The sequence below is a fragment of the Mucilaginibacter sp. OK268 genome (assembly GCF_900103125.1).
Taxonomy (GTDB): Bacteria; Bacteroidota; Bacteroidia; order Sphingobacteriales; family Sphingobacteriaceae; genus Mucilaginibacter.
Window position 1 is genome coordinate 233,359 of record NZ_FNJV01000003.1, and the last position, 21,586, is coordinate 254,944.

23 protein-coding genes and 1 tRNA gene are annotated in these 21,586 nt (G+C 41.6%); 14 read left to right on the forward strand and 10 right to left on the reverse strand.

Annotation, left to right across the window (positions count from 1 at the left end):
- Positions 1-14: 14 nt before the first annotated feature.
- The 5 genes from BLR84_RS11435 (at position 15) to BLR84_RS11455 (ending at position 5,200) form a co-directional block, all read left to right on the forward strand.
- Positions 15-791 (forward strand): SAM hydrolase/SAM-dependent halogenase family protein, encoded by a 777-nt coding sequence (locus tag BLR84_RS11435; protein WP_090468029.1) that lies wholly within the window; start codon positions 15-17, stop codon positions 789-791.
- 10 nt (positions 792-801) lie between these two features.
- Positions 802-1,320 (forward strand): hypothetical protein, encoded by a 519-nt coding sequence (locus BLR84_RS11440; protein WP_255366919.1) that lies wholly within the window; start codon positions 802-804, stop codon positions 1,318-1,320.
- 69 nt (positions 1,321-1,389) lie between these two features.
- Entirely contained in the window at positions 1,390-3,222 is a 1,833-nt protein-coding gene (locus BLR84_RS11445; RefSeq protein ID WP_090468030.1) for an ABC transporter ATP-binding protein, read from the forward strand.
- A 195-nt stretch (positions 3,223-3,417) separates the two neighbouring features.
- Positions 3,418-4,818 carry an MBL fold metallo-hydrolase gene (locus BLR84_RS11450; protein ID WP_090468032.1) on the forward strand — a complete coding sequence of 467 codons (1,401 nt, stop codon included), beginning with the start codon at positions 3,418-3,420 and terminating at the stop codon, positions 4,816-4,818.
- Between the two features lie 46 nt (positions 4,819-4,864).
- Positions 4,865-5,200, forward strand: a complete 336-nt coding sequence (locus BLR84_RS11455; protein WP_090468034.1) for a hypothetical protein — start codon at positions 4,865-4,867, stop codon at positions 5,198-5,200.
- A 33-nt stretch (positions 5,201-5,233) separates the two neighbouring features.
- On the opposite strand, the gene BLR84_RS11460 is transcribed toward BLR84_RS11455, so the two are convergent.
- From BLR84_RS11460 to rpsO, 7 genes are all read right to left on the reverse strand, one after another.
- Positions 5,234-5,770, reverse strand: coding sequence for a GNAT family N-acetyltransferase (locus tag BLR84_RS11460; protein ID WP_090468037.1), 537 nt, complete (start codon positions 5,768-5,770; stop codon positions 5,234-5,236).
- Positions 5,771-6,328: 558 nt separating this feature from the next.
- Positions 6,329-7,279 carry a D-2-hydroxyacid dehydrogenase gene (locus BLR84_RS11465; RefSeq protein WP_176852034.1) on the reverse strand — a complete coding sequence of 317 codons (951 nt, stop codon included), beginning with the start codon at positions 7,277-7,279 and terminating at the stop codon, positions 6,329-6,331.
- A gap of 86 nt (positions 7,280-7,365) precedes the next feature.
- A complete protein-coding gene (gene serC / locus BLR84_RS11470; RefSeq protein WP_090468040.1) occupies positions 7,366-8,433 on the reverse strand; it encodes a 3-phosphoserine/phosphohydroxythreonine transaminase in 1,068 nt (355 codons plus the stop codon).
- Between the two features lie 184 nt (positions 8,434-8,617).
- Positions 8,618-9,286, reverse strand: coding sequence for a ribulose-phosphate 3-epimerase (gene rpe / locus BLR84_RS11475; protein ID WP_090468042.1), 669 nt, complete (start codon positions 9,284-9,286; stop codon positions 8,618-8,620).
- Positions 9,287-9,497: 211 nt separating this feature from the next.
- Complete coding sequence (locus tag BLR84_RS11480) at positions 9,498-9,770, reverse strand: hypothetical protein (RefSeq protein ID WP_090468044.1); 273 nt, start codon at positions 9,768-9,770, stop codon at positions 9,498-9,500.
- 169 nt (positions 9,771-9,939) lie between these two features.
- Positions 9,940-12,072: a polyribonucleotide nucleotidyltransferase gene (gene pnp / locus BLR84_RS11485; protein ID WP_090468045.1), complete on the reverse strand. Its 2,133-nt coding sequence runs from the start codon at positions 12,070-12,072 to the stop codon at positions 9,940-9,942.
- A gap of 130 nt (positions 12,073-12,202) precedes the next feature.
- Positions 12,203-12,481, reverse strand: a complete 279-nt coding sequence (gene rpsO / locus BLR84_RS11490; protein WP_076379122.1) for a 30S ribosomal protein S15 — start codon at positions 12,479-12,481, stop codon at positions 12,203-12,205.
- Positions 12,482-12,757: 276 nt separating this feature from the next.
- Here rpsO and BLR84_RS11495 point away from each other — a divergent pair, with 276 nt between their 5' ends.
- The gene (locus tag BLR84_RS11495) at positions 12,758-13,180 is read left to right on the forward strand and encodes an acyl-CoA thioesterase (RefSeq protein ID WP_176852035.1); all 423 of its coding nucleotides are present in this window, start codon (positions 12,758-12,760) and stop codon (positions 13,178-13,180) included.
- Positions 13,181-13,257: 77 nt separating this feature from the next.
- On the opposite strand, the gene BLR84_RS11500 is transcribed toward BLR84_RS11495, so the two are convergent.
- The 3 genes from BLR84_RS11500 to BLR84_RS11510 all read right to left on the reverse strand — a co-directional run bounded on the left by BLR84_RS11500 (position 13,258) and on the right by BLR84_RS11510 (position 16,119).
- Positions 13,258-14,367 carry a hypothetical protein gene (locus BLR84_RS11500; protein ID WP_090468049.1) on the reverse strand — a complete coding sequence of 370 codons (1,110 nt, stop codon included), beginning with the start codon at positions 14,365-14,367 and terminating at the stop codon, positions 13,258-13,260.
- Positions 14,367-15,002, reverse strand: a complete 636-nt coding sequence (locus BLR84_RS11505) for an ABC transporter ATP-binding protein (RefSeq protein ID WP_090468050.1) — start codon at positions 15,000-15,002, stop codon at positions 14,367-14,369. The genes BLR84_RS11500 and BLR84_RS11505 overlap by 1 nt, the downstream gene beginning before the upstream one ends.
- Positions 15,003-15,138: 136 nt before the next feature.
- On the reverse strand, positions 15,139-16,119 hold the full coding sequence (locus BLR84_RS11510) for a D-alanine--D-alanine ligase (protein ID WP_090469224.1): 981 nt from the start codon (positions 16,117-16,119) through the stop codon (positions 15,139-15,141).
- Between the two features lie 192 nt (positions 16,120-16,311).
- Between BLR84_RS11510 and BLR84_RS11515 the strand changes: the two genes are divergently transcribed.
- From BLR84_RS11515 to BLR84_RS11540, 8 genes are all read left to right on the forward strand, one after another.
- Positions 16,312-17,103, forward strand: a complete 792-nt coding sequence (locus tag BLR84_RS11515) for a PASTA domain-containing protein (RefSeq protein WP_090468052.1) — start codon at positions 16,312-16,314, stop codon at positions 17,101-17,103.
- On the forward strand, positions 17,087-17,389 hold the full coding sequence (locus BLR84_RS11520) for a rhodanese-like domain-containing protein (protein WP_090468054.1): 303 nt from the start codon (positions 17,087-17,089) through the stop codon (positions 17,387-17,389). The genes BLR84_RS11515 and BLR84_RS11520 overlap by 17 nt, the downstream gene beginning before the upstream one ends.
- A 176-nt stretch (positions 17,390-17,565) precedes the next feature.
- Positions 17,566-18,621, forward strand: a complete 1,056-nt coding sequence (mltG, locus tag BLR84_RS11525) for an endolytic transglycosylase MltG (RefSeq protein ID WP_090468056.1) — start codon at positions 17,566-17,568, stop codon at positions 18,619-18,621.
- Complete coding sequence (locus tag BLR84_RS11530; protein WP_090468058.1) at positions 18,621-19,028, forward strand: acyl-CoA thioesterase; 408 nt, start codon at positions 18,621-18,623, stop codon at positions 19,026-19,028. The genes mltG and BLR84_RS11530 overlap by 1 nt, the downstream gene beginning before the upstream one ends.
- Before the next feature lie 10 nt (positions 19,029-19,038).
- Positions 19,039-20,025 (forward strand): YihY/virulence factor BrkB family protein, encoded by a 987-nt coding sequence (locus BLR84_RS11535; RefSeq protein WP_090468060.1) that lies wholly within the window; start codon positions 19,039-19,041, stop codon positions 20,023-20,025.
- 98 nt (positions 20,026-20,123) lie between these two features.
- A tRNA-Ser gene (locus BLR84_RS30010) sits at positions 20,124-20,210 on the forward strand.
- A 282-nt stretch (positions 20,211-20,492) separates the two neighbouring features.
- Complete coding sequence (locus BLR84_RS30570) at positions 20,493-20,687, forward strand: IS1-like element transposase (protein ID WP_143013885.1); 195 nt, start codon at positions 20,493-20,495, stop codon at positions 20,685-20,687.
- A gap of 437 nt (positions 20,688-21,124) precedes the next feature.
- Complete coding sequence (locus BLR84_RS11540) at positions 21,125-21,457, forward strand: hypothetical protein (protein ID WP_090468061.1); 333 nt, start codon at positions 21,125-21,127, stop codon at positions 21,455-21,457.
- The last annotated feature ends 129 nt before the right edge of the window (positions 21,458-21,586 follow it).

Here is a 21,586-nt window from a genome sequence, read left to right on the forward strand (position 1 = left end):
ATATTATAAAATTAATGGCAATAATAACATTAACTACTGATTTGGGCGATAAAGATATTTACCAGGCTGCATTGAAAGGCAGCATCTACAAATTGTTGCCTACAGTGAATATTGTTGATATTACCAATAACGTTGCCGCCTTTGATGTACAGCAGGCGGCCTTTATACTAAAAAACAGTTTTTACTACTTCCCCGATGGCACCGTACACCTCATTGGTATTGATACAGTTTATAACGATCATACCAAATTTCTGGCTGTAAGATATAAAAACCATTATTTTGTTGGTGCCGATAATGGTATTTTTTCGCTGATGTTTAAAGAAACACCTGAGGAGATCGTGGAAATAAACATTATGCAGGATCTTAAATTTTTACATTTCCCATTGGCGGATATTTTTGTAAAAGCGGCATGCCACCTGGCTAAAGGCGGTAAGCTTAATGAGATAGGCATCCCGGTGCAGGACATTGAAAATAAGATGAACCTGCAGCCGGTTATCGAAAAAAACCTGATCAAAGGTGTGGTTATCTATATCGATTCGTTTCAAAATGTGATCACCAACATTACCAAAGAATTTTTCAATAGTGTACAGCAGGGACGTAAATTCGTATTAAACTTTAAACGTAATGAAACCATCAACCACCTGAGCTGGCATTATAACGAGGTGCCTGTTGGTGAAAAATTATGCCTTTTTGGTATAAGCGACCACCTGGAGATTGCCATTAATAAAGGTAACGCCAGTGGCTTATTGGGTTTAAATTTGAATGATAAAGTAATCATTGAGTTTCAGTAGTATTATCATTATGAAAAAATTCTTATTGATCGGCATCATCCTTTTTTTGTTTACGGATCTACGCGCGCAAACAAACGAGCAGGTAAGTGCTGATTCCATAGCCTATCAGCTACAGCGAAAAAAAATAAACAGTATGCTGGATATGCGCAAAGTACGTTTTGGTCAGTACAGCCAAAGTCTGAATGAACATACCGGAATATTCGGCCTGCAAACAAAAAGCGATATCCGCCGGTCGAACGATATTTTGATGGATATTGTTAAAACTGACGATAACATTTATAAAGAGCTTAAGATCCTGCTGGAATATCGTGCTTTTCAGCAAAGGCAGATCCAAAGTCACTCCAAAGAGGCTGAAACTATAAACCAGAATTATGTCAATCTGATCAGCAAGTTAAGACAGCAAAACGCCGTTTTAAAAGCCAGCGCACAAAAGGCCGATACCATGCAGTACATCTATATTTTGATCATTGTTCTCATGATTGCGTCAATTTTATTTCTGATAAGCAGAAAAAGTAAAGTTAAGGTGTAATTTTGCGATCTTGGATCCAGGTGCTTTACTTCGGATTTAGAACTTAGAGTTTAGAATTTAAATATATACATGGCAAGAGGACGACTGAATAGTGGCGCTAAAGCAGAAGCAGAATTACCAAAAGCAAAAATAAACCGGCAGAGCATACAGAACATCCGTAAGCTGCTCAACTACATTAAACCTTACCGGGGCAAATTTATAGCTGGATTGATATTTTTGTTTGTATCCAGTCTTGTAGGACTTGCTTTTCCTAAAATTTTAGGTGCTTTGATAGATGCCGCGCAAGGCAAATATCCTAACAGCTATTTACCGCACAGCCTTAATGCAATAGCTCTTGCCGGCTTTCTGTTATTGTTTGGACAGGCCTTCGTTTCATTTTTCAGGGTGGTTTGGTTTGTTCAGGTGGCTGAAAAGTCATTGGCTGATATCCGTCGCGATACTTATTTTAAGCTGATCACCCTGCCCATGAACTTTTTCGCCAACCGCCGTGTTGGTGAACTGAACAGCCGCATATCAGCCGATCTTTCACAGATACAGGATACGTTGACCACTACTTTTGCTGAAATCATCAGGCAATTAGTGATCATGGTGGGCAGCGTTATTTTGCTGGCCGTGGTATCTATAAAATTAACCCTGGCTTTACTGGCCATCCTTCCCTTTCTTGTCGGCTTCGCTGTATTTTTTGGAAGATATATCCGCAAACTATCACGTCAGGCACAGGACAGGCTGGCCGAATCAAATACCATTGTTGAGGAAACCCTGCAAGGTATTGCCAACGTTAAAGCTTTTGTGAACGAAGCCTACGAAGCTACCCGCTATGATAAAATTTTGCGCATGGTAGTGAACATAGCTGTAAAAGGCGCCAAATTCCGTGGCATATTCGCGTCGTTCATTGTATTTTGCTTGTTTGGCACTTTTGTAGGTGTCATATGGTACGGATCGGTTCTGGTGAGCCATCATGAGATCCTGGTAGGCGACTTGACCACCTTTATTATGTACTCCATATTTGTTGGAGCAGCTATGGGTACCTTCCCTGATCTGTATGCCAACCTGCAAAAAGCTGTCGGCGCGAGTGAACGTGTACTGGAAATACTGGCCGAAAAAGGCGAAGACATCCACATGGTTGAAAACAATAACCAGGTAGATCAAAAAATTAAAGGCAACCTGGCATTTGAAAATGTGGTATTCGCCTATCCTTCCCGTTCAGAATTGACTGTTTTAAAGGGTATCTCCTTTGATGCAGCTGCTGGTCAAAAAGTGGCTATTGTTGGGCCAAGCGGCTCCGGTAAATCAACTATGGCATCGCTTATCCTGCAATTTTATCATCCTCAAAGTGGTACTATATTGTTCGATGGTCGTGCCGCTTCAGATTTTTCCATTACCGATATCCGTAACCAGGTAGCCATTGTACCGCAGGACGTTATGCTTTTTGGCGGAACCATATCCGAGAACATTGCTTATGGCAGACTCAGCGCATCAAAAGAGGACATTATACAGGCTGCTAAACGTGCCAACGCTCACCAGTTCATTACTTCTTTCCCCGAAGGTTATGAGACCGTTGTGGGTGAACGTGGTGTTAAACTATCCGGTGGTCAGCGTCAGCGTATCGCTATAGCCAGGGCATTGCTTAAAAACCCTTCTATCCTGATACTGGACGAAGCTACTTCGTCATTGGATTCCGAATCGGAACGCCTGGTACAGGAGGCTTTGGAAGAATTGATGAAGGATCGTACATCGATCATCATAGCACACCGCCTGTCAACTATTCGCGAAGCTGATAAGATCATCGTACTGGAAAAAGGCGAGATCATTGAATGCGGTAATCACCTGGAATTGATCAGCAATGAACAAGGACTTTACCGCTATTTGAACCAGTTGCAGTTTGATGCGCAGAACGGTTAAAAATTTATACGTGGTACGTTTTGCGTAACACGTAAAAAGCTAAAAAAACAGATTTACAAATTATTATATTACACCACAAACGTAATAGCTATAACATATAAACTAACGTACCACGTATAACGTTATACAACAACCTCAAAAACGTAATACGTATAACGTAACACGTACAACCTAAAAAGTGTACCACGTATAAAAATGAAATTAACCATACACGGGGCAGCCCGTCAGGTAACCGGCAGCATGCATTTGCTGGAGGTTGACCGATATAAGATTTTAGTGGATTGCGGGTTAGATTACGAGAAAGACCGCAGCATACAGGATAACGAGAACTTCCCTTTTCGCCCCGAAGAGATCGACGTAGTGATATTAACACACGCGCATATTGATCACTCAGGCAATTTGCCAACGCTCATCAGGCTTGGTTTTAATGGCCAGATCTTGTGTACCCCGCCTACTGCCGACCTGACCGAGCTATTACTGCTTGACTCAGTTAGCATTTTTATGAATAAGGCTAACAAGGGCCATAGGAAGCGCGGTAAAGGCAAATTCAATACCGGCGGAGGTCCTCAACCCCTCTACCTGCAAAAGCATGTGATGGATGCGGTTGATCGCTTTGTGACCATCGGCTTTAACCGGCCTTTCCGCATCAACGGCAATATTGAATTGACTTTTATACCGGTTGGGCATTTATTGGGTGCCGCATCAGCAGTACTGCGTATCACCGAGAATGGGGAAGAAAAATCCATCGCCTTTACCGGTGATATCGGCCGCAAAAACTACCCGGTACTAAATGATCCGCAGGAATTACCTCCTGTTGACTACCTGGTTTCTGAATCAACCTATGGCGGGCGCTATCATACCAAAGATAAATCTGTTGAACAAACCCTGATAGAGGTTATTGATAAAGCATGTGTCAAAGAACAAGGGCGGTTAATTATACCCGCGTTTAGTATCGGTCGTACCCAATCATTGGTTTACTCGCTCAATAAGATATTCACCGAAGGACTGTTACCACCGGTTAAGGTGTTTGTAGATAGCCCTATGGCGACTATGGCGACGGGCATTTTCCGAAAATACCATAGCCTGGTAAACCAGGACGCCCAGGATTTTTACAAGGACAAAGGTGACGAGTTTGAATTCGAAAACCTCACCTATATAGAGAATTTGAAGGATAGCCGACAGATATCCAATTATTACGAGCCTTGTATCATCATCTCATCTGCAGGGATGCTGGAGGGTGGCCGTATCCAGGATCACTTGTTTTATAACATCCAGAACTATTATTGCACCATCCTATTTATAGGCTATTGCGCCAAAGGTACTTTAGGTCACCGTTTGCTGCGGGGCGACTCGATAGTGCACATCAAAGACCGCGAACTGGCCGTGTATGCAACCATCAAACAAACCGACGTGCTGAGCGCCCATGGCGATCATAATGACCTGCTGGAGAACGTAAAACAGCAGGACAAATCAAAGCTCAAAAACGTATTCCTGGTACATGGCGAAACCGAAAGTATGCAACTACTCGCTAACGACCTGGAACAGAATGGCTATACGGTTACTATACCGGAGAAAGATGTAGTTTATATGCTTTAATTTAATATTTAATTATCTTTATAGCTAAACGCTGATCATTAATACTATGGCTATATTGATGGATCCTATAACTCGCAAGCATGTCAGTCGGGCACTTTTTTGTTTTGGTTTTATTGCCGTTTCCTATGGTTTACTACGAAGAGAAAAAGCAATGAAACATACAGTAGTTGTTATTGCCAAAGTTACAGGGTTTCAACACCCTAAAATTGATAGAACTGAAGTAGATATACAATACAATTATGATGGGAAGATGGTAAACAGCGATTTTTCTCTACGTCATCCAGATAGTTTAAAAGTAAATACTAAAATAAGGCTGCTCATTTCAAGTGTATATCCAACTGAATCTCAGTATATAAAATATATTGGAGTTGAAAATCAGTAATTTTTTGCCTTTTCTACTTACCCCAATATTATATCAATTATTTTCAAGTACATAATGGTAAAATGACCGGTTACCACTATGCTCTGTTTGGGTAAGCGTAAAACCCAGTTTTTCAATTACATGAACAGAAGCATCATTTCCAACCTGTATCATGGTAACAATGCGTTTGAGGTGGTGCTTATTAAACCCAAAGCTGATCAGGGCGTGGCCTGCCTCAGTAGCAAAGCCATTTCTCCAGTATGGATAGGCAATATAAAGCCCCATGGAGGCATCCCCTGCTATGATCTCACCATTCTGGCCATAGTGAGGATATAAGCCGCATCTGCCAATATATTGATCATCTGCCTTTAATACGGTAGCCCACATGGCCCAGAAACCTTCGTGGGGCTGCATGGGGCCATTAATAAACCTGTCTTCGGCCTCTGCCCGGGTGCGGGGCTTACCGCCTACATACCGCCGTACTTCGGGATCCTGCTCCATGGCACAAAAATCGTCCATGTCATCAAGGGTATGCAGCCGGAAGAGCAGCCTTTCCGATTCCAGAATTATTTTTTGTTGGTTTGGTTCCATGTCGTGATCATGGTGAAAACCCTAAGATACAAATCCCTTCTGAAAACTTTTTAAACCTTTAATTTTAACACTTTTCTGCCCGAAATTGGATGAAAATCGCTCGAAAACCGCTTCAAAAACCCTCATTTTAACACTTTTTAACAAATTTTAACGCAGTTTTAAGCAGTTTTTAAAACTTTAAAAAGTATTAAATAATTGATTATCAATCAAATAAATACTAAATGATTGATTTTTGGCTTGGTTTCACCCTTAACTAAACAGCCCGGATCTCTTCAAAAAGAGACCCGGGCTGCTATTATTATAAATATACGAAAAATTAAGGAGATTGTCAAAACGACCGGGAGGCGAGCGGCTCCAAGAATCCCGCTCCCGTCATGCCGAACTTGTTTCGGTATCCCATCAACAAGGAATGCTACATGGCGGTTAACCTCTCCTGTGAGGTCCTGAAACAAGTTCAGGATGACTATATAGAGAGTTTAAATCGCCCTCAAAACAAAATAGCCAGGATCATTTACTGATCCCGGCTATTTGCGTTAATTGTAAACCTCGTATTTACTTTTACTTTTTGAAATGGTCAATGATCAGATTGGCCAGTTCAACACCTATGCGTTCCTGGGCCTCGTTGGTGGCAGCGCCAATGTGCGGGGTCAGGGAAATTTTAGGGTGTTTTAATATTTCTTCGCGCGGGGTTGGTTCGTTATCAAATACGTCAAGAGCTGCAAATGAAACCTGTCCGCTGTTTAAGGCATCGATCAGCGCCAATTCATCAATTAAGCCACCGCGTGAAATATTCACCAGGCCAACGCCTTTTTTAGTTTGAGCCAGTTCTTCGGCGCCTAAAAGGGCTTTGTCGATGAATGGTGTATGCAGCGTAATAAAGTCGGCTGTTTTGATAATTTCGTCAAGCGTAGCTTTTTTAACAGCTACTTTTACCGTAGTGCCACCGCCCAAAACGATATCCAGCTCGGGGTTAAAATCAAAAAGGTCATAAGCTAAAACATCCATACCAACACCGATAGCGATTTTCGCTACCTCACGGCCTATACGGCCAAAACCTACAATACCTAATGTTTTACCGCGCAGCTCGATACCTTTAGCATAAGCTTTTTTCAGATCGTTGAATTTGGCACCGCCTTCAACCGGCATTTTGCGATTACTGTCATGTAAAAAGCGTACAGCACCAAATAAGCTGGCAAATACCAGTTCGGCTACTGATAAAGAAGATGAAGCCGGCGTATTATAAACGCTTAAACCTTTCTCCCTGGCGTATTCTACGTCGATATTATCCATACCAACACCACCACGACCAATTACTTTCAGGTTTGGTGTAGCGTCAATTAAAGCCTTGCGAACTTTGGTTGCGCTGCGCACGGTGATGGCATCGTACTCTTTTAATTTTTCAGGCAATTCATCCTGAGGTATATTGTTGGTATCAACAAAAAATCCGGCATCTTCCAACAGTTTTTTACCAATTGGATCTATACCATCGTTAGCTAATATTTTGATCATGTCTTTTGTGTGAGTGGTGAGTAGTGAGCGGTGAATGGTTAAATAGCAGTAAACTACTCACCATTATCCACTCACCATTCACTAAATTATTTATTACTTTCTGCAAACTCGTTCATTACATCAATCAGCACTAAAATGCTGCTTAAAGGCAATGCGTTATAAATTGAGGCACGGAAACCACCTACGCTGCGGTGACCTTTTATACCTATTATGCCTCTTTCGTCGCATAGTTTAAGGAAAGGTTTTTCCAGCTCAGGGTTTTCCATTACAAAGCATACGTTCATGTTTGAACGATCCTCAGGAGCAGCTACCGCCTTGAATAACGGATTAGCGTCGATAGCATCATATAATACGCGTGCTTTGGTAATGTTTTCCTGCTCAATAGCAGCCACACCACCTTTTGCTTTTAACCATCTAAGCGTTAACATAGATACGTAAATAGCGAAACATGGAGGGGTATTGTACATAGAACCACCCTCAATTTGAGTCTGGTAGTTAAACATTGACGGGATCTTACGGTCAACTTTGCCTAAAATATCATCCTTAACAATAACCAGGGTTACACCGGCAGGACCCATATTTTTCTGGGCACCAGCGTAGATCAGGCCAAAATCGGCCACGTTAACTTTACGGCTGAAAATATCTGAGGACATATCACAAACCACCGGTATTGGCGATTTAGGGAACTCCTGTAACTGCGTACCGTAAATAGTATTGTTGGAGGTGATGTGAAAATAAGCGGCATCAGCAGGAATAGTATAATCCTTAGGGATGTAAGTAAAGTTGCTCTCTTTTGAAGTAGCCACAATTTCAACCTCGCCAAAATATTTAGCCTCTTTTAAAGCCTTGTTGGCCCACACGCCTGTTTCCAGGTACGCGGCTTTACCGGTTGATGGCAACAGGTTATAAGGAGCTAAAGCAAACTGCGTGCTGGCACCGCCTTGTAAAAACAGTACCGAATAACCCTCAGGAACGCTGAATAACTCCTTCACCAAACTAACAGCTTCATCTAAAACTGCCTCAAATTCTTTTGAACGGTGTGAGATCTCCAATAATGACAATCCTATACCATTCAAATCAATTACCGCCTCAGCAGCTTGTTTTAAAACTTCCTGAGGTAAAATGCCTGGTCCGGCACCAAAATTATGTTTCATATAGTTAACAAATTGTAGGTTCTGAATACACGATTAGGAACTTCGTATTTAGTTGGGCCGAAGTTAATTAATTTGACAAAATATATAGAGATTATTTGCATTTTTTGAAAAAATATACAATTAATCAACAAAAGGCCCTTTGATTGCAAATTTGTAATTTATCCTACTGACTTCGTAGAATTTATTACAATTGTAATAACTTTTCGGGGTATTTAAGGTGAGATATAGCGGCCGAGGGACTGGCCGACGAAAACACAGAACTGCCAGCAACCAACACATTGGCGCCGGCATCAACCAGTTTTTGGATGTTATGCTGATCAACACCGCCATCAACCTCAATAAAAAGGTTTGGATTTTTATCGCGGCTCAGTTCTTTCAGGTCCAGCAGTTTTTTGTAGGTATTTTCAATAAACTTTTGCCCGCCAAAACCGGGGTTTACAGACATGATCAAAACCAGGTCCAGATCGGCAATGATATCCTGTAGCAAAGTAACCGGCGTATGCGGGTTCAAGGCCACTCCTGCCCTGCAGCCCAGCTCTTTAATGGCTTGTATGGTACGGTGCAAATGTGGGCAAGCCTCATAATGAACTGTAATACCATCAGCACCGGCATCTTTAAAAGCTTTCAGATAGCGGTCGGGCTCCACAATCATCAAATGAACATCAAGCGGTTTGGTGGCGTGTTTTTTGGTCGCGCTAACCACCGGAAAACCAAACGATATATTAGGCACAAACATGCCATCCATAATATCAACATGCACCCAATCGGCATCGCTGCTGTTGATCATTTCCAGATCGCGTTGCAGGTTTGCAAAATCGGCAGCTAAAATTGATGGTGCTATTAGATGGTTCATATGCAAATATATAAAACCCTCCGGGCCATAAAAGGGAGAGTTATAAAATTTGTGTAAAGTTTTTTTGGGGTTATGACTAAATTAAATCCCATATGTCATTGCGAGGAGATTGCCACGCTATCGCTCGCAATGACATAGTTGGGTTTAATATATAAGAGACAAGAAAATTTAAAGGTAATTCAAAAACTCCCCCTTCAGGGTGCCGGGGGGCTTAATCGCAGTTAAGCAACAGGTCGTAGTACTTTTTCATGAGCACGGTATCGTAGTTTACCAGGGAGCTGTAAGCTTCGGATACCAGTTCGTTCAGGATAGAAGAGCCTAATTGGCCGCCTCCATTGGGGATAGAGTCGTAATACACAATGAGATCTTTGACCCTAATGATCTCATATAACAACAGCTGGACAAGGTCGGTTTGCGCGCCCGACTGTATTCCATGCGGATTGTTATTTAGAAAATCTAAAGGATCATTAGTAGAAGAAGTCATGTTTTCTCTCAAGCAGGATCAGACTAAGTGGTTTTATCAACTATCTCTCAATTTTACTAAAGTTCAAATAAGCCTGTTTTGTTTTAATTTTTTTTCAAAAAAAACGTTAACAAAACAGGCTAAACAACAAAACCCTCGTTACGAGGGTTTTATATGTTCAATTCAATAATTAATTCGCTTTTGGCGCTTCTGGCTTCGGTAATAATACTTTTCTTGAAAGTTTTAGTTTTCCTTGCTTATCAACATCAAGCAATTTAACCCTTACCTCGTCGCCAATCTGGAATATACCATCCATCGTTTCGATACGACGGTGATCAATTTCAGAAATGTGCAGTAAGCCATCTTTACCAGGCATAATTTCAACAAATGCACCAAATGGCATAATTGATTTTACTTTACCTTCATATATCTCGCCAACTTCTGGTTTAGAAGCGATATTGCGGATACGAGTTAAAGCTGCATCGATAGAAGCCTTGTTATCGGCAAATACCTGAACAATACCCTGGTTGTCTTTTTCTTCGATAGAAATGGTTGCACCTGTTTCGCGCTGCATTTCCTGGATGATTTTACCACCGGGCCCGATAACTGCACCAATAAATTCTTTGTCGATTTTAATGGTAACAATACGCGGAGCGTGTGGTTTGTAATCTTCACGTGGCTGTGTAATGGTTTTAGCCATTTCGCCAAGAATATGTAAACGACCATCTTTAGCCTGGTTCAAAGCGTTGGTTAACACTTCGTATGAAAGGCCGTTGATCTTTAAGTCCATTTGAACAGCAACAATACCTTTTTCGGTACCGGTTACTTTAAAGTCCATATCACCTAAGTGATCTTCATCACCCAGGATGTCAGAAAGGATAGCATATTTGGTACCCATTTCGTTGGTGATCAATCCCATCGCGATACCTGATACCGGCGATTTGATCTTGATACCAGCATCCATCAGCGCTAATGTACCGGCACAAACTGTTGCCATTGATGACGAACCGTTTGACTCCAATATATCAGAAACGATACGGATAGTGTATGGGTTTTCATCCTCAGATGGCAATACTTGTTTCAATGAACGCATAGCCAGGTTACCGTGACCAATTTCACGACGACCAGCGCCACGGTTAGGACGAACCTCGCCGGTTGAGAAACCTGGGAAATTATAGTGTAACAGGAATTTCTGGTAACCGTTGATGAACGCGCCATCAATCATTTGCTCATCATCCTTAGCACCTAAGGTAACGGTGGTTAATGATTGAGTTTCGCCACGGGTAAATACCGCAGAACCGTGAGCAGATGGTAAATAACCAACTTCGCTCCATATCGGGCGGATCTGTGTAGTTGTACGACCGTCTAAACGTTTACCTTCGTCTAATACCAGGTTACGGATAGCATCATACTCCACATCGTGGTAATATTTTTTAGCTAAGAATTTAGTAACATCATCAATCTCACCTAAAGTAGCGATATAAGTGTCACGTACTTCTTTAAATTTAGCAGAACGTTCGTCTTTTCCAGATGCAGAAGAAGCGATAGCGTATACCTGGTCATAAGTAGCAGCGTAGATGGCTTTTTTCAAGTCTTCGTTGCTGTTTTCATGGCTGTAAACACGTTTTTGAGTTTTACCAACTTCAACAGTTAACTCTTTTTGAGCTAAACACTGTAATTTAATAGCAGTGTGTGCGAATTTAATGGCTTCAACCAATTCAGCTTCCTGAATTTCTTTTGATTCACCTTCAACCATGTTGATGTCATGCTCAGAACCGGCAACAATAAACTCCAAAGTTGCATGTTCAAGCTGGCTCAGGGTTGGGTTGATTACTAACTGACCATCAACTTTAGCTACACGAACTTCAGAGATAGGGCCGTTAAAAGGGATATCAGAAACCGACAGGGCTGCTGATGCTGCCAAACCGGCAAGGCAATCAGGCATAATATCTTTATCGGCAGATATTAAAGAGATCATCACTTGTGTATCAGCGTGATAATCTTCCGGGAACATTGGGCGTAAAGCACGGTCAACCAAACGAGAGATCAATACCTCATAGTCTGATAAACGAGCCTCGCGGCGTAAAAAACCACCTGGTATACGACCAGTGGCTGCGTATTTTTCCTGGTAGTCGACAGAAAGGGGTAAAAAATCAACTCCCTCTTTCGCGTCCGGTGATGATACTACAGTAGCTAATAACATGGTATCACCCATTTTAATTACTACAGAGCCATCGGCTTGTTTGGCCAGTTTACCAGTTTCGATCTCAATGGTGCGGCCGTCACCTAAATCAATAACCTTTTTAATTACGTTTAAACTCATCTTGTTTTTGTTGTGATGCGCTTTTCATCTTTCGGAGCGCACCGGTTTTTTATGTGTGTATATATATTTGTTCAAAAGTAAAAAAGCCATCCTCTAAATCAGGATGGCTTTTAAATAAAAACGGAGATAATTACTTAATGATATCCCTTAGCTGTAAAGCTTTGATGATAGCACGGTATCTTTCAATGTCTTTTTTGAATAAGTATGCCAGTAATGCACGGCGTTTACCTACTAATTTTTGAAGTGATAACTGGGTCGAAAAATCGTGTTTGTTTTTTTTCAGGTGACCAGTTAAGTGTGCAATACGGGTGGTGAATAATGCTACTTGTCCTTCTGCAGAACCTGTGTCTGTAGCACCTTTACCGTGTTTTGCAAAGATCTCTGCCTTTGCTTCTTTACCTAAATACATTACTTGAATAATATTAAAGCGTGAATGATTAATTAATTGTGGGTGCAAAGATAGGTATAAGCTTACATATTTGCAAGGGGTTTAATAAGTAGACTTGGGGAGAAAACCAGGTTATTTTTATAGAAGCGTAGCTATAGATATCAATGGGGCGTTGCCTGCGGCCCGGGCTTTCCGCTCATACGCCTGCAGGCCTTAGGCTCAAGGCCGGTATCCGCTGCAATCCCTAACGCTGGTTATGCGATTCATACAACCAACCTAATGAACTATATTTGCCTAATGAATACTCCTGCCCAATACAGCACCTTTGAAACCGAACTCCGCGTACGCCCTGATGATATCGACATGTTTCAGCATGTGCATAACAGCAAATATTTTGATTATGTGCTGGCTGCACGGTATGATCAGATGGAACGCTGCTACGGCATGGCCATGGAAAAATTCATGGAGCGCGGCTTTGGCTGGGTGATACGTATTGCCCATGTAGATTATAAGCGCCCCCTGGCCATGGGCGATTACTTTATTGTAAAAACAGGTATCGAATCAATTAATGAAAAAGGCTGCCGGGTACAATTCACTATCACCAATAAAGGTACCGGCAAAATAAGCTGCGACGGCTATTTTGATTACGTGATGATTGATATGGCTACTGGTCGCGGTGCTAAGGTCCCGCAAGATGTGATTGAGCATTACCTGATATAGGTTATACGTATGACGTGATACGTTGTACGTTTGTGCTCCTCTTTTTTACTTACAACGTATCACGTCAAACGTATAACTTACTTCTCGTTCACCACCCCCTCATACCTATAATAGTTATTGTAGAAAAACAAGTAGGCAATAACCAGGTTCAGCGGGATCAATACCCAAAGCAGGCGAAACATGATCACCCAGAACAACACGATGAACAGCCCGAGGATCCATTGCAGGTATTGATCCATATTGAGGCCAAACCAGTATAGCAGACTGTGGAACAGCAGGGCTATGCTTAAGCCGGTCAATAATAACTCCACCGCCATCAGCGGGTGAAACCTGCTGAAAAGCCAAACACTTTCGGGCAACAATAAAAAGAAATAACCCCCGGCAAAATTTAAGAATAATCTGAACCGGCTGATAGGTAAATTACGGGCAAAGCTTAATTTGGTTTCTTCAAAACGGCGTTCTTCAAATATCAATATTACGTGAGCGGTGATCACCGCCAGTATGGCTATGCCTGCCAAACGGGTATCCGTACTTACATCGGCAAACAAATAAAACACTCCGCTAATGATCAGCCAGGATAACCCCTTAGTGATAAAGTAAGATACTTTTTTATCATCAAAAATATGATAGATATACAGGCTGAAGTAAGGTTTGCGCCATTTGCTGCTCCACCTGAGCAATAGCGATTGTTTACTACCGTCAATCAGACCATTCATTACGCGTACATAGAGCACCGCACTGCACCAGATCATACCACTTAAAAACAGAATGATCACCGCCGGTAATATATATAAATGATTTGCAAGCCCTACCCCAATCGTCAGTAATGCGTAAATAATGACAGGAGCTAAAATAGCAGCTTGCATATAACACCAGCTTTTACGTTGTTCTGATCTGCTCAAGACTGTACTGCTGTAAAACAGGAATTGTTTATCAGGGGCAAAAATCTGGGTGCTTACATAATGCCAGCTTTTGAAAATATAGACAAGCCAAACCGCCAATACCAAAGCCAACATGATGGGACTACTGGTCATAGCCAGCATTAACGATTTATGGTAGGTGATGAGCATATTGCCTGGCACGGTACCCACCATTATAAAAAACACAACAAACAATATCCCGGCATGCACCTGGTAAAAGCCACCGGCAAATACTTTAAGCAATACTTTGGTGAGTGGTTGCTGCATCAGGCAATAAATTTGAGGGTTTGGTCTTCTACCAATAATTCGCGGGCTATGGGCAGCTCTGCGTGCTCCAATGCCTGGTGCGATGAGAGCAGAAAACTGGTGCCTTCCTGGTTATAACGTTCGGCTATCCAAGTATTGAGTATTTTTAAAGATGCCGTATCTATGGTGATGAGAGGTTCATCCAGCAGTATCCATTTCGGTTTCCCCATAAATGCCAATACCAGCGACAGCTTTTTCAGCATCCCGCTGGAGTACGTACCAACCGGTCGGTTTACATAAGCCTGCATCTGCATGGTATCAATATAATGCTGCTCCTGCCCTGCCGGCGCGTCTTTGGCCTGAGCAAACAGGGCTATCAATTCCTTACCCGTTAAAAATTCAGGGAATATGGGTTCTGCCTCCGCAAAGTTTACCAGTTTTCTGTATTCAACCGGTTGCTTTTTGATGCTGATGTTATTATCCAGCAAGATATCGCCCTCAAAAGACAATATGCCTGCGATGGATTTGAGCAGGGTGCTTTTCCCGGAACCATTTACACCTTTTATCCAGTAGATACCCGGATCGATGGAGAGTTCATCAACCTTCAGTGCCGGGAAACCACCATATAGCTTTTTGAATTCTTTGAATTGTAGCATTGATGATTTGATGATGAAAGAGATGCCATTGTTACATATAAAATATTAAAAAGAAAGAGACGCATGTGATGCGTCTCTACGGGCCGTTTTTTGTAGAGACACATTATATGTGTCTCCTTTAAATAATCAAAATTTCTTAAATCGCTCCTTCTATCAGTGCGCTGTAAAACTCACCAAGATCCATACCTGCTGCTCTTACCTGTTGTGGTATTAGGCTGGCGGCCGATTGCCCTGGGGTAGTATTTACTTCAATAAAATAAAAATCGTTTGACCCTTCCAACAGGATAAAATCTATCCGCACCATGCCTTTGCAATTCAGGCGACTATATACTTCGGTCACAATACCGGCTATCCGTTCGTTTTGTTCTGTGCTGAGGTCAGCAGGTGTTATTTCTTCCGTTACGCCAGAGGTATATTTGGCTTCATAGTCAAAAAAGTCTTTAGAGGTAATGATCTCGGTAGCGGGCAAAACCGTGATTTTGCCATGCAGGCGGGCTATGCCGATGCTAAACTCCCGGCCTTTTATAAATTCTTCAACCAATATCTGCTGATCTTCGTGAAAGGCTTTTTTTAAGGCATCGGGCAAACCAGCTACATTATAAACCTTGCTCATGCCCACGCTGCTGCCACCGTTGTTTGGCTTGATGAACAGCGGAAATTTCAAAGTAGCGGCAATAATGGCCACATCATGCATATCCTTTTCAAACAGGCGCATGGAATGAGCGGTGTGCAGGCCATGTATGCCATTTACCAGGGTTTTGGTGTAGGCCTTATTCATGGTGATAGCCGATGTGGTGGCATCGCAGGTATTATATGGGATGCGCAGCATATCCAAATAGCCTTGTACCTTACCATCTTCGCCTGGGGTACCGTGTATAGTAATAAAAGCGAAATCAAATTTTATCTTCTCGCCGTTCAATGTGATGGTAAAATCATTCTTATCCACATCAACCGGACCATTCTCCGATTCATAAAACCATCTGTCGCGATTAATCAATAAGGTATAAATTTGATATTTTTCGGTTGGCAAAGTATTCGCTATGTTCCTGGCACTATTGATAGATACTTCATATTCACCGGTAAAACCACCGGCCAAAAGGGCTATGTTTTTTTTCATTTCGGATATCGGATGTTCGATTTGGAATTTAGTATTTCTGTTTTTATCGCAATTAAATGCTTTCTGTTTTTCGATTTCGAAATTAAGGATAAAAGTGATTAATATACCAGTCACATCAGCAAAAATCCTAAATTGAAATTCCCAAATCCGAAATTATCACTATGTTTGATACTTAATTTGAAGCAAATACCAATGAGCAAATTTGGGGCTTACTTAAAAACAAAGTCATTTCGCAATAACATTATTATGGCTATTATTTCGGTAATAGTCATCGTTTTAATAGCTTTTTACAGCCTCGGATATTATACCCACCATGGAGCCGGCATACCTGTACCTAAACTCAAAGGACAGCTGATAGACAGGGCTACCGCGATGCTGAAAGAACAAGGCTTTGATTATAAGATCGACTCGGTTTATGTGCAGGATGTAGCCCCGGGAACTATTGTAGAGCAAGACCCCGACGCGGGCACCAATGTAAAGGAAGGCCGTGTTATTTACCTCACCATGGTTACCCTGCAGGCTCCCAATATTTCGCTGCCCGATCTGGAGCAAAGTAGTTATCGCGAAGCGGTGGCAACGCTGTCAAACTATGGCCTGAAAATCGGCGATACTACTTATCGCTCAGATATTGCGCGTGATCGTATCCTGGAAGTTCGTTTTGGCGGCCAGGTGATCAAAGCAGGCACCAAAATACCTAAAGGTTCACGTATTGACCTGGTTTTGGGCGATGGCGAAGGTGCCAGTGAAGTGGAGATCCCGGAACTGGTTAAACTTGACTTGGACGCCGCTCGTTTTGCCATTAAGGGAGCGGGTCTTACTATCGGTACCATTACTTACCAGGGAACTATTACCGACTCTACCAATGTGGTTGTAGTATCGCAGTACCCAATGAAAACCGATTCGGCCAGTAAAGCCAGTATTGGTACACGCATCAACTTAACCGTAACTCAAGGCACCAAAACACCCGATGCCCCAACAAATTAATGCTACTGATCTGCTGGCCCGCCTAAACAAGGGTGAGCACCTGAACCTGGTAGATGTACGCGGGACAATGGAATACCATACCTATAATATAGGTGGGCTCAATATTCCTTTACCAAAACTGGAAGAAGTGATTAGTGACTGGGCCTACAACAAAACAGATGAGATCATCGTTATCTGCAAAGTTGGTTTGCGCAGCAAAACAGCACAAACTATATTGCAGCAAAATGGTTATCTTGATGTTAAAAATTTAAGCGGCGGATTGATAACCCTTCAAAAATTAAAATAATTAAAAATAAGAATCAAGATATAAGAGTCAGGAATTAAGAAAAACAATAATAGTCTGTTAATTTTGCCTGGTCTTAATATTGATTCAAATCATGCGGGTTTTAATTAACAAAGTTTTGTCCCGTCTTGATTCCTGACTCTTATATCTTGATTCTATAAAATAAATATCTATTTATCATGACTGAACAGAAAGCGCCGTCAAAGGGTATACTCAAAAAATTCCTCATAGCCCTGGTGCTCATTATCATTGTACTACTGGGCTTTACCGGTTTCAATTATTACTTAAAATACTTTGGCCCCAACGTTACTGGCAAACAGGAATACCTGTATATACATACAGGCGCTACTTATGACCAGGTATTAAAAACCATACAGGAGCAGGATTTGGTTAAAGATACAGCCACATTTAACTGGGCAGCTGTAAATATGAATTACCCTAAACGGGTAAAACCTGGCCGTTACCACCTGCGCCAGGGTATGGGCAACCGTAAACTGATCAATATGCTGGCATCGGGCACACAAGAACCCGTTCAACTGGAGTTTCATGGTTTAAGGCAAAAAGAACAGTTTGCCGGTTTCGTATCCAAAAAAATCGAGCCCGATTCAGCCGCTATTATCAACCTGTTGGATTCTCCCAGTTATGTGTCTAAATATGGTTTTACTACCGATGACGTGTATACTATGTTCATGCCTAACTCCTACCAATTATACTGGAATACATCGCCCGAGAAGTTTTTTGAAAAGATGTATGCCAACTATGAAAATTTTTGGACACCGGAGCGCAAGCAACAGGCAGCAGCACTTAACTTAACCTTGCCGCAGGTTTCTATTTTAGCCTCTATTGTTGACGCTGAAGCCCTACATGATGACGAAATGCCTGCTGTGGCCGGTTTGTACTTGAACAGACTAAAAAAAGGCATGACACTGGACGCAGATCCTACTGTAATCTTTGCCCTGAATGATTTTACTATTAAGCGCGTATTAACCCGTTATCTGTCATATAATTCACCATACAATACTTACTTGCATAAAGGCTTACCTCCAGGACCTATCATGATGCCATCGGTTAATGCGGTAAAAGCGGTATTGAACTATCAGAAGAACGACTACCTTTATATGTGCGCCAAGGCCGATTTTTCGGGCTATCATGCCTTTGCCACCAACGTGGCCGATCATTTGGTGAACGCGCATAAATTTCAGCAGGCGCTTAACGAGCGAAAGATCATGCGCTAATGTTTGAGCATACTACTAAAATACGGGTCAGGTACGGCGAAACCGACCAGATGGGCTATATGTATTATGGCAACTATGCCGAATTTTATGAAGTTGGTCGTGTAGAAATGCTGCGCAGCCTGGGTTTAACCTACAGCGGCATGGAGCAATCGGGCATTATGATGCCCGTGCTGGAGCTCAAATGCAAGTACCTGAAACCGGCACTGTATGATGAAGAGATCAGCGTAAAAGTGATCATGGATAAAATGCCCGGCATCCGCATCCATTTCAGGTATGAGCTGAGTAACCCCAAAGGTGAACTCATCAATCAGGGCGAAACATTGCTGGTATTCATCAACATGAAAACAAACCGCCCATGCCTGCCGCCACAGGATTTCATTGATAAATTAGTACAGTTTTTTAAGTAGATTTGGTTTAATGAGATGGCTGCACCATTTTTTGCTCCGGTTTGGTTTTTACAGATACTTTGTTGACTGGACAAAAGTTATCATTCTGCCGGGCTTTCGTCCCTTACCCCTATACACGGTTATTGTTTTTTTTTACAAGGAAATCGCCAACAGTTCGCTGGTTAACCGTGCATCTTCATTGGCTTATAGCTTTATGCTCGCTATATTCCCGGCAACCATATTTTTGTGCACGCTGATACCTTATATCCCCATAGATCATTTCCAGGTTGAATTATTGCGGATATTATCGACCATTTTGCCTACAAACGCATATCTGGCCTTCAGGGACACCCTCATTGATATCATCAAGAATCAAAATGGCAAATTATTATCCTTAGGCTTCTTATCTACACTATATTTTGCCACCAATGGGGTAACCAACCTCATGAAGGCTTTCAATAAATCATCGCTACTCAAAGACAGGCGCAGCTGGATAAAAAGACGAGGCGTGGCGCTTATGCTTACCATTGCCATCAGTTTTGCGCTTGTTATAGCCATAGGTATACTTGTAGCCGGACAAACGGCCATAAAATTCATTAGGCGGCATCTGATCAGCAAAAGCATTATCTGGCTGTATTCCTTACTCGGTTTGGTGTTGAGCTGGATAGTGATCATCATCATATTTTTTGTAACGGTATCCATTTTATACCGTTATGGGCCAGCTCACAAAAAAAGATGGAAGTTCATTAACCCGGGCTCTGTTCTGGCAACCGGTTTAGCTGTATTAACATCAATAGGATTCTCCTATTATATTAACCATTTTTCATCATACAACAAAGTGTATGGTTCCATCGGAACCATCATTGTGGTGATGATCTGGATGTACCTCAATTCGCTAATTTTGCTCATTGGATTTGAATTAAACGCCAGTATTGAGCTTTCAAAACGCAACATTCGCATCGTAAAACCCCTTCATAACACCTTTCGGAGCAAAAAAACAGACGTTCCAAAAAATTAACCTACTGAGCATCAAATGCTTATTTCCCAATATTAAATAATTGAAAAAAAACGGTAAACAGATTTGGTAATTCAGTCCGGATTTGTACTTTTGTCGCCGGAGAGCTGGCAGAGTGGTCGATTGCGGCAGTCTTGAAAACTGTTGAACTGTGAAAGGTTCCTGGGGTTCGAATCCCTAGCTCTCCGCTCCTTATAGGTAGTGTATCAATCGTGTTGTTATCAAATTAATAACCTGATAATCAAGAGCAATAAAAATACACCACATTAAAATTTATTAAAAAGGATGGTACTTATGTACCATCCTTTTTATTTTAGTCGATTATTTAGACTGTAATTGCCTGAGAATTGGATACCTGTATCAAAGCTGTTGTTAATTCAAATTGTCATCATTGTTTAGGGCCAACTATCAAGTTTGGCAAGATCCGAAGTCAGCAGCGCTATCGCTGTAACAGTTGTAATAAGACTCAAATGTCACATTACTTTAAAAAAGCATATAAATCTGGCACTAACTCCTACATTATCAATCATGTCAGAGAAGGATGTGGCATCAGGAGTATCGCAAGATTGTTGAATATCCCGCCAAATACGGTTATCCGGAGAATTAAAAACATTGCTTCAACCATTACAAACCTCCAATTAGCACAAACAGGGTGTATGAAGTAGATGATTGACCATAATATCTGTGCTTGCTGACGAGGAATGAAATGAAAAATATTGTCTGTACAACCAGATAGACAAATAGTCGTTGTTAAAATCATTGTGCCGGTGAGGTACAATGGAAAACGCTGACCGCAAAAGAAGAATATAAAAATAATGTTTCCCACGCTGATATTGTTTTTCTGCACCCGGCTGAATATTCTGATTTGTAAGGTTTCTGATCCTTTAGAGCTTCATTTTACAGAGATTTAAATAAGATCAACAAGTATAATTTTAGGCGTAAACTAAAACCATACTTACTGATCTTGTCATAGTTTATTTTCTCACCTGGTGGTCATTCTCAATGGTGTCACGGTCCTTATTTCGCCAGTAGCATTGGAAACCAAAACGTCACCTGCTTTTACTACCTGGAATTTGTAAGCGATCATTACGTAGGGCTTAACATGACGCAAAGTTTTAATGGTTTTTTTCTGAATAAGATCCCGCTGATTGAGCACCTCAAATGGAGAGAGTATCTGTCTTTCAAAATGCTATACGGTGGTTTGCGCAATGAAAACAATCCGCTTTATGCTCCCAATCTATATCAATTCCCTATGGGTTCAAATGGTGGCACCGGTACCTATGCCCTGGGCAAAACACCTTATGTAGAAGCTGGAGCGGGTATCGGGAACATTTTTAAGGTATTCCGCTTTGATGTGATCCGGAGATTTAATTATCTCGATCATCCGGGTGCTTCTCCGTACGGTATTAAATTCAGTTTCAATCTTGATTTTTGATCGTATCGATGGAATAACTTTTTCTATAAGGCTCCATTTATATAAACCAATAAGAAGTTAATAATCAATGGCTAAAGCAAGTAGTATTATAAACTATGAAGCAAAACCGAGTAATATATAGATGCCAGT

Excerpts from the sequence above, each read along its gene's own strand:
- BLR84_RS11435 (WP_090468029.1), top strand. The coding sequence starts at position 15 with ATGGCAATAATAACATTAACTACTGATTTGGGCGATAAAGATATTTAC.
- BLR84_RS11440 (WP_255366919.1), top strand. The coding sequence starts at position 802 with ATGAAAAAATTCTTATTGATCGGCATCATCCTTTTTTTGTTTACGGAT.
- BLR84_RS11445 (WP_090468030.1), top strand. The coding sequence starts at position 1,390 with ATGGCAAGAGGACGACTGAATAGTGGCGCTAAAGCAGAAGCAGAATTA.
- BLR84_RS11450 (WP_090468032.1), top strand. The coding sequence starts at position 3,418 with ATGAAATTAACCATACACGGGGCAGCCCGTCAGGTAACCGGCAGCATG.
- BLR84_RS11455 (WP_090468034.1), top strand. The coding sequence starts at position 4,865 with ATGGCTATATTGATGGATCCTATAACTCGCAAGCATGTCAGTCGGGCA.
- BLR84_RS11460 (WP_090468037.1), bottom strand. The coding sequence starts at position 5,770 with ATGGAACCAAACCAACAAAAAATAATTCTGGAATCGGAAAGGCTGCTC.
- BLR84_RS11465 (WP_176852034.1), bottom strand. The coding sequence starts at position 7,279 with ATGATCAAAATATTAGCTAACGATGGTATAGATCCAATTGGTAAAAAA.
- serC (WP_090468040.1), bottom strand. The coding sequence starts at position 8,433 with ATGAAACATAATTTTGGTGCCGGACCAGGCATTTTACCTCAGGAAGTT.
- rpe (WP_090468042.1), bottom strand. The coding sequence starts at position 9,286 with ATGAACCATCTAATAGCACCATCAATTTTAGCTGCCGATTTTGCAAAC.
- BLR84_RS11480 (WP_090468044.1), bottom strand. The coding sequence starts at position 9,770 with ATGACTTCTTCTACTAATGATCCTTTAGATTTTCTAAATAACAATCCG.
- pnp (WP_090468045.1), bottom strand. The coding sequence starts at position 12,072 with ATGAGTTTAAACGTAATTAAAAAGGTTATTGATTTAGGTGACGGCCGC.
- rpsO (WP_076379122.1), bottom strand. The coding sequence starts at position 12,481 with ATGTATTTAGGTAAAGAAGCAAAGGCAGAGATCTTTGCAAAACACGGT.
- BLR84_RS11495 (WP_176852035.1), top strand. The coding sequence starts at position 12,758 with ATGAATACTCCTGCCCAATACAGCACCTTTGAAACCGAACTCCGCGTA.
- BLR84_RS11500 (WP_090468049.1), bottom strand. The coding sequence starts at position 14,367 with ATGCAGCAACCACTCACCAAAGTATTGCTTAAAGTATTTGCCGGTGGC.
- BLR84_RS11505 (WP_090468050.1), bottom strand. The coding sequence starts at position 15,002 with ATGCTACAATTCAAAGAATTCAAAAAGCTATATGGTGGTTTCCCGGCA.
- BLR84_RS11510 (WP_090469224.1), bottom strand. The coding sequence starts at position 16,119 with ATGAAAAAAAACATAGCCCTTTTGGCCGGTGGTTTTACCGGTGAATAT.
- BLR84_RS11515 (WP_090468052.1), top strand. The coding sequence starts at position 16,312 with ATGAGCAAATTTGGGGCTTACTTAAAAACAAAGTCATTTCGCAATAAC.
- BLR84_RS11520 (WP_090468054.1), top strand. The coding sequence starts at position 17,087 with ATGCCCCAACAAATTAATGCTACTGATCTGCTGGCCCGCCTAAACAAG.
- mltG (WP_090468056.1), top strand. The coding sequence starts at position 17,566 with ATGACTGAACAGAAAGCGCCGTCAAAGGGTATACTCAAAAAATTCCTC.
- BLR84_RS11530 (WP_090468058.1), top strand. The coding sequence starts at position 18,621 with ATGTTTGAGCATACTACTAAAATACGGGTCAGGTACGGCGAAACCGAC.
- BLR84_RS11535 (WP_090468060.1), top strand. The coding sequence starts at position 19,039 with ATGAGATGGCTGCACCATTTTTTGCTCCGGTTTGGTTTTTACAGATAC.
- BLR84_RS30570 (WP_143013885.1), top strand. The coding sequence starts at position 20,493 with ATGTCACATTACTTTAAAAAAGCATATAAATCTGGCACTAACTCCTAC.
- BLR84_RS11540 (WP_090468061.1), top strand. The coding sequence starts at position 21,125 with ATGACGCAAAGTTTTAATGGTTTTTTTCTGAATAAGATCCCGCTGATT.